The sequence below is a fragment of the Archangium sp. genome (assembly GCF_036388035.1).
In the GTDB taxonomy this organism is placed as follows: domain Bacteria; phylum Myxococcota; class Myxococcia; order Myxococcales; family Myxococcaceae; genus Archangium.
Map to the genome: position 1 here is coordinate 1 of NZ_DASVSO010000749.1, position 2,446 is coordinate 2,446.

Consider the following 2,446-nt stretch of genomic DNA (forward strand, 5'->3'; position numbering starts at 1 on the left):
GCAAACATCGCTATGCAGCGGCACACCTCGGAAGTGCGTGCTGAGGACCTCCACTGCTCCTGGCTCGTTCTCACAGAGGAGCGCGGTCTCGTGCCCAGCACGGTGCAGGCCGAGTTCAATCCCCCCCACCCCTGCGAAGAGGCCAGCGACGGTGAGCTTCCGCTCGGGCGGAACGTCTTTCCGCCTATTGGGCGCTAGCGCCAGCTGGTTGCCTGCCGGTCTCTTGCTCACCACCAGAGAACGCCCACCCCTCACACCCTGCTTCCCCATATCCCCATCCTCCCCATTGCCACGCACTTTGCGAGCCCTGACTGCTCCGGCGCGAACGACCTTAGGCTTGGGGACCGACATTGTCTCGACGGAGACCTCCAAGCCTTCCTACTTACCGGGCTTTCTTTCCGGCCGCCATTTCGTGTTCTGTCCGCTTGGTTGCTCCTATCGGCGGGGTTCCCGACGGCGGTGAGTTTGTCCATGCCGCAGGTAAGGTAGGGGTATGATGCCAACTTGTCTGGTAGGGCCGCAAGCGCAAAACAACGCTGGCCAACAAAGAGATGCATCGCTTCCCCACGCTGCTGCGAGCGAAGGCAGCGCCGAAGAGAGAGAAAGCCTGTAGCGGGTGCATCCACAGCAACAAGCACAAAAGCTCGGGGGGCCAAGCGGGCGTGCTGTGGCAGATGTTCGCTGTCGACGCGTACTGGACGAGGCGGGGAGTTCACCCGGGCACCAGGGCCAGCGTCAGGGGAAGTGTGCCCCGGATGGCTGCGCAGATGATGCACTCCGTCGGTTGGACGGGCCTGCACCCTGCGGAACACCGCGATCCGCGGAACCGCGGCTACTGCTGCTGCTGCGCGGTGGGGGCCGCGGCCGGCGCGGACAGCTCCTTGATCCAGCTGGCCAGCGACTGCGGATCAATCGGGCCCACGTGCTTGCCCCGGATGACGCCATTCGCGTCGATGAAGTACGTCTCCGGCACGCCCGCGACCGCGTACTCCACCGCGATCGACGAGTTTGGATCCACCAGCTGCGGGAAGCTCGCCCCGTACTGGGACAGGAACTGCCGGGCGTTGTCCTCGGTGTCCTCGAAGACGATGCCCAGGAACACCGCCTGGCCGCCGAACTCCCGCGCGCCCCACTCGAGCACCGGGTGCTCCATCTTGCAGGGCCCGCACCACGACGCCCAGAAGTTGATGACCACCGGCCGGCCCTTGAGCTGCGCCAGGCTCACCGGCTCCCCGGTGCCCAGCGCGCGCAGCGTGAAGGCCGGTGCCGGCTTGCCCTGCAGCATGAAGGGCACCGCGCGCGGATCGCTGCCGAAGCCCTTGTAGAGCACCGCCAGCAGTCCCAGGCACACCGCGACGAAGATGAGCGTGACGCGCCACTTCATGCCGCACCTCGGTTCAGCTCACTGCCCGCCTCGGGCGGCGCTCCCGCCGCCGGGGTCTGCGCCTGCTCCGCCGCCTGGGCCCGCCGCGCCGGCCACAGCGCGATCAGCGTGCCCAGCACCATCAGCGGGATGCTCCACCAGATCCACCCCACCAGCGGGAAGATCCACGCGTTGAAGCTCGCCGTGCCCCGCTCCTCGGAGAAGGCCATCAGCGACAGGTACAGGTCCTCCTTCGGCGTCGAGCCCACCGCCGGAGTGCCTACCGGATCCGTCATGCGCTCGTAGTAGTTCATCCGAGGCGCCAGCGCGCTGACCGTCCCGTCGGGCGCCGTCACCTCCAGCTTCGTGGCCACGAAGGTGCGGTGCGGCTCCTGGCCGCTGGTGAGCCCCAGGTACTTCACCTGGTAGTCGCCCACCTTCAGCGTCTGGCCCACGCGCACCGTACCCGAGGTGTGCGTCACGAAGGCCGACGAGGCCGCCACGGCCACGATGATGATCACCATGGCCAGGTGGACGATGTAGCCGCCAAAGCGCCGACGCGCCTTGGTCGCGCTGCCCAGGAGCGCCGTGACGAAGCCCTCCTTGCGCTCGGACATGCGCACCTTCACCGGCAGCGCCAGCTCGCGCAGGGTGATGACGGTGACGAAGCCCGCCAGCCCGAAGGTGAGCAGCGGGTAGAAGCCCCGCAGCCCGCCCGCCAGACACGCGGCCACCACCGCCACGCCCACGCCCGCGGGCACCCAGAAGCGCTCGCGCACCGTGCGCGGATCCGCGCTGCCCCAGGGCAGCATCGGGCCCACGCCCATCAGGAACAGCACCATGATGCCGCCGGGCACCGCCATCTTGTTGAAGTACGGCTCGCCCACGCTCACGCGCACCCCGCGCACCGCCTCGGAGATGAGCGGGTAGAGCGTGCCCAGCAGCACCGTGAAGGTGATGGCCACGAACACCAGGTTGTTCACCAGGATCGTCGTCTCGCGCGAGAGCACCGAGTTGATGTTGCTCTCGGCCACCAGCAGGTGCCCGCGCGTGGCCAGCAGCGCGATGGACACGAAGAGCAGC

Annotated in this window: 3 protein-coding genes; all 3 read right to left on the reverse strand. The window is 67.9% G+C overall.

The features are described 5' to 3' along the window. Positions 1–372: DNA cytosine methyltransferase (locus VF697_RS30680; protein WP_331100483.1), on the reverse strand; the 372-nt coding region annotated here is incomplete at its 3' end. A gap of 460 nt (positions 373–832) precedes the next feature. Beyond that, a complete protein-coding gene (locus VF697_RS30685; RefSeq protein ID WP_331100484.1) occupies positions 833–1,384 on the reverse strand; it encodes a TlpA family protein disulfide reductase in 552 nt (183 codons plus the stop codon). Further along, positions 1,381–2,446: cytochrome c-type biogenesis CcmF C-terminal domain-containing protein (locus tag VF697_RS30690; protein ID WP_331100486.1), on the reverse strand; the 1,066-nt coding region annotated here is incomplete at its 5' end. The genes VF697_RS30690 and VF697_RS30685, both read right to left, overlap by 4 nt.

Bases quoted from the DNA above. Each gene is read 5' to 3' on its own strand.
- VF697_RS30685 (WP_331100484.1), bottom strand. From the start codon at position 1,384: ATGAAGTGGCGCGTCACGCTCATCTTCGTCGCGGTGTGCCTGGGACTG.